Source organism: Streptococcus sp. 1449 (assembly GCF_013276805.1).
Lineage (GTDB): Bacteria > Bacillota > Bacilli > Lactobacillales > Streptococcaceae > Streptococcus > Streptococcus pseudopneumoniae.
Window position 1 is genome coordinate 1 of record NZ_VMLS01000059.1, and the last position, 4,249, is coordinate 4,249.

Below are 4,249 nucleotides of genomic sequence, written 5' to 3' on the forward strand. Positions count from 1 at the left end.
GTCCACCACAAAAGAGAAAAACTTGACCGGAGAAAGGATCCAATTCAAAGTGGGTTTTAACCAGATAAGCCAGTGAATCAATGCCTTGTCTCATATCCGTTTTCCCACATACGAGATAGACCTGCCCTAGGCTAGATAGATGAATTGTCATGGAGCAACACCTTATCCAAAAGCTCTTCTATCATTTCGAGATTGAGAGATTGAAAAAAACTTACTTCAAGCTTGCCAATACGAATTTTAAGCAGAATATCATTTCTCTTTTTAGAATCAAAACGACGAGATTGTGGAATCTCTACAGGAACAATAGGTTGTGGCATTTAAATATCCTCCAATAGTTTTACTTTACTAATAGTATACAGGAGGTCTTCCATGAATGATAGATACCTTGTTATGACGCGCTTACTATTAAACGATATAAGTTTGTTGTAAACTTACAAGGAACAGAGACATTAAAAAATAACAGTATATCTATTTGTTTTATATATTTTACGAATTCTGCATAAATCTCTTTCTAGTAAGGTGTTGTAACTCTGCTATAATGGATTTATTCCTTTTTGTTTTTACACAATTTATTTTACACTACCAAAAAAACAAGGTCAGGATTTTGTTCCTGACCTTTGACAACTTTACCGATTCTTTAGTTCTACATAGCGCTTGTACCAAATGTTTACATAGGCTTCTGAGAAAGGACCACGTCCATTGTTAATCCAATCAACAAGAATTTTGACATGTTCTTTTAAAATATAGTCCAAGTCATCAGAATAATTCATTTTGCGTTTGTGGCGCTCATACTCTTCAACGTCCAAGAGACGTTTTTCCCCATCTGTAAAAATTTTAACATCCAAATCGTAATCAATATACTTCAGTGCTTCTTCATCCAGATAGTAGGGGCTAGCCATATTGCAATAGTAAGAAGTTCCATTATCACGAATCATGGCAATGATATTAAACCAATATTTCTTGTGAAAGTAAACAATAGCCGGTTCTCGAGTGACCCAACGACGACCATCACTTTCGGTAACAAGTGTATGATCGTTGACACCAATAATGGCGTTTTCTGTTGTTTTTAGTACCATGGTGTCCCGCCAAGTTCGGTGGAGACTCCCATCATGCTTATAACTTTGAATTGTAATAAAGTCGCCTTCTTTTGGAAGCTTCATAACTAACCAACTTTCTACAATTTATAAGTTTATCATTTACTATTGTACCATAAAATTACCTAAAATCTGTGAATTTCACTTGGAAATATTAAAGATATTCTCTAAGAGCGCTTGCTATATCCGAAAAATCGTAGCCCTTTCGTGCTAAAACTTGAGTTAAACGCTGCTTCAGTTCGTATCCTTCATACTTTCGAGCATACTTAGTATATTGCTTATCAAGTTCCTTGAAGATGAGTTCTTGAGTCGTTTCTTGGTCAACTTGGCTATCTAAGTCGTCAAAGGCAATTTTAGCATCAGAATAAGAGAAGCCCTTGTTAGTCAAGTTCTGGATAATCTTATCTTGCAGGGCACGAGTTGGAAGTTTTCCCTCATATTTTTTCAATAGTTTATTAGCTACACGTTGAGCAACTTCCGAAAAATCAAATTCTTTCAAGTTCTCTTCTATAGTAGATTTTGAAATCCCTTTTTGAGCTAGTTTCTGAGTCAGCACATAAGGACCCTTGTCTCCTGAAAGTTGATTGGTATTGATGATAGCATAAGCGTACTGACCATCATTAATCCACTTATCTTCTTTGAGATTATCAATGACTTGAGAAACGATGTTTTCATCAATATCGTATTTTTTCAGATATTCTCTGACCTCTTTTTCAGTGCGTGCTTTAAAGGATAAGTGGTAGAGGGCCAGATTCTTACCATAAGAAAATTGAGCAAAGTCTTGAATCTCTTTCAATTCCTCTTCGCTTATCACCTTATCTCTCGATAACATAAAACGAACAATTGTATCTTCGGTGATATAGCATTTGTCGCCATTATCAAGCTCCATCAGATAGAGTCTTTTTTTCTTTTCAAGTTTTGTGATTTTCATAATTTCCTTTCATCTAAATGCTTCGAAAGCTGCAACAAGTCGTAGTTTATCCATATTTACATATTCTCTACCGTAATAGTCGAGAAATAATTCAGCATACGTAGCCTCTTGTAGGTTGTAATGAAGGGACCAAATTGCCCAAAAGAGGTCGATATGTCGGTCACTAAAACCAGCCAATCCCAAGTCAATAAAGCAAGAAAAATGAGAGGCATCCTTCAAGATGAAATTTGGCAGGCAGGCATCTCCATGAATAAAAGCATCATCTTTGAGGATGTAACCTTTCTCTTGTATCAGTTGGTAAGCTTCTTCACGACTGTGAATATGAAATTGGGGCAGAAGAGTCTTGTTATAAAAAGTCCCCTTTTGATAGTTTTTTAAGGCTTTTTCTTTATAACGCTTCAGATGATTTTCCGACGGAAAAGATTGTGGTTTAAGACTGTGAAGTTTGTTTAATGCTTGAGCTAGGGTTTGACAGAGTTTTTCGGGTTGATTTAAAAAATCGAGAGCATTTCTGCCAATGGCTTCTTTGGTCAGAAGGAAGTCCTTTTTTGCTGATAAATAGGTAATCACTGGAGTTCCCAATCCTTCAGTTTCGAACCAACTTGCAATCTTAGCTTCTTGAGCTAATCTGCCTTTTTGATCTATTTTTAAATAGTAACCTGAATCTATATATAGGACAGTTGCACTTGAATGAGAAGAACTATCAGAGAGATTAGCTCCCTTGATATAGCTTCGTAATCGTTCAGGGAAATCTAGTATACTAAAGCGAGGTGTTTTTGAATTCATGCTTTTATTGTAACATATTCTTAAATATCTTAGAAACTCCATGGTATAATAGACCTATGAATCTAAAAATAAAACAAAAAATACCATTAAAAATCAAGCGCATGGGAATTAATGGTGAGGGAATCGGCTTTTACCAAAAAACATTAGTCTTTGTACCCGGTGCTCTCAAAGGCGAAGATATCTATTGTCAGATTACTTCTATTAAACGTAACTTTGTTGAAGCGAAATTATTAAAGGTCAACAAGAAGTCTAAATTCCGCGTTGTGCCAGCTTGTACTATTTATAATGAGTGCGGAGGCTGCCAAATCATGCACCTGCATTATGATAAGCAGCTGGAGTTCAAGACGGACTTGCTTCATCAAGCGCTGAAAAAATTTGCTCCTGCAGGATATGAAAACTATGAAATTCGTCCAACTATTGGAATGCAGGAACCAAAATATTACAGAGCTAAGTTACAATTTCAGACTAGAAAATTTAAAAATCAGGTCAAGGCGGGCTTATATGCACAAAACTCTCACTATTTAGTAGAGTTGAAAGATTGCCTGGTACAAGACAAGGAAACCCAAGTGATTGCTAATCGTCTAGCGGAATTACTTACTTTTCACCAAATTCCAATCACCGATGAGAGAAAAGTTCTAGGTGTTAGGACTATTATGGTTCGACGAGCAAGAAAGACTGGACAGGTTCAGATTATTATTGTTACAAATCGTCAGCTTAATTTAACCCAACTAGTAAAAGACTTAATTAAAGATTTTCCAGAAGTTGTGACAGTAGCTGTGAATACAAATACAGCTAAAACCAGTGAGATTTATGGTGAAAAGACAGAGATTATCTGGGGACAAGAGAATATTCAAGAAGGTGTACTCGACTATGAATTCTCACTATCTCCTCGAGCTTTCTATCAACTAAATCCTGAACAAACAGAAGTTCTTTATAACGAGGCGGTAAAAGCCTTGGATGTTGATAAAGAAGACCATTTGATTGACGCTTATTGTGGAGTTGGAACGATTGGATTTGCCTTCGCAAAGAAAGTAAAAACACTCAGAGGTATGGATATTATTCCAGAAGCCATTGAAGATGCCAAGCGAAATGCCAAAAGAATGGGATTTGACAATACTCATTATGAAGCTGGAACAGCAGAAGAGATTATTCCTCGTTGGTACAAGGAAGGATACCGAGCAGATGCTTTGATTGTGGATCCACCACGTACAGGTCTGGATGACAAGTTATTAGATACAATTCTTACCTATGTACCAGAAAAAATGGTTTATATTTCTTGTAATGTTTCGACTTTGGCAAGGGATTTGGTACGCTTAGTAGAAGTCTATGATCTTCATTATATCCAGTCGGTCGATATGTTCCCACATACAGCTCGAACGGAAGCAGTTGTAAAATTAATTAAAAAATTTTAAAAAAGTAGTGTCAATCGAAAGTGATG

Annotated in this window: 6 protein-coding genes; 1 reads left to right on the top strand and 5 read right to left on the bottom strand. The window is 36.2% G+C overall.

Going from position 1 to position 4,249, the window contains the following annotated elements:
- From tnpB to HT687_RS09670, 5 genes are all read right to left on the bottom strand, one after another.
- Window positions 1-151: IS66 family insertion sequence element accessory protein TnpB (gene tnpB / locus HT687_RS12395; protein ID WP_142355209.1), on the bottom strand; the 151-nt coding region annotated here is incomplete at its 3' end.
- On the bottom strand, window positions 132-317 hold the full coding sequence (locus HT687_RS09655; protein ID WP_055356964.1) for a hypothetical protein: 186 nt from the start codon (window positions 315-317) through the stop codon (window positions 132-134). The genes HT687_RS09655 and tnpB, both read right to left, overlap by 20 nt.
- A 309-nt stretch (window positions 318-626) precedes the next feature.
- The gene (locus HT687_RS09660; RefSeq protein ID WP_000775321.1) at window positions 627-1,160 is read right to left on the bottom strand and encodes a DUF402 domain-containing protein; all 534 of its coding nucleotides are present in this window, start codon (window positions 1,158-1,160) and stop codon (window positions 627-629) included.
- 88 nt (window positions 1,161-1,248) lie between these two features.
- On the bottom strand, window positions 1,249-2,025 hold the full coding sequence (gene recX, locus HT687_RS09665; RefSeq protein WP_023937321.1) for a recombination regulator RecX: 777 nt from the start codon (window positions 2,023-2,025) through the stop codon (window positions 1,249-1,251).
- 9 nt (window positions 2,026-2,034) lie between these two features.
- Window positions 2,035-2,811: an aminoglycoside 3'-phosphotransferase gene (locus HT687_RS09670; RefSeq protein WP_023937323.1), complete on the bottom strand. Its 777-nt coding sequence runs from the start codon at window positions 2,809-2,811 to the stop codon at window positions 2,035-2,037.
- A gap of 56 nt (window positions 2,812-2,867) precedes the next feature.
- Between HT687_RS09670 and rlmD the strand changes: the two genes are divergently transcribed.
- Window positions 2,868-4,223: a 23S rRNA (uracil(1939)-C(5))-methyltransferase RlmD gene (gene rlmD, locus HT687_RS09675; protein ID WP_023937326.1), complete on the top strand. Its 1,356-nt coding sequence runs from the start codon at window positions 2,868-2,870 to the stop codon at window positions 4,221-4,223.
- Window positions 4,224-4,249 lie beyond the last annotated feature (26 nt).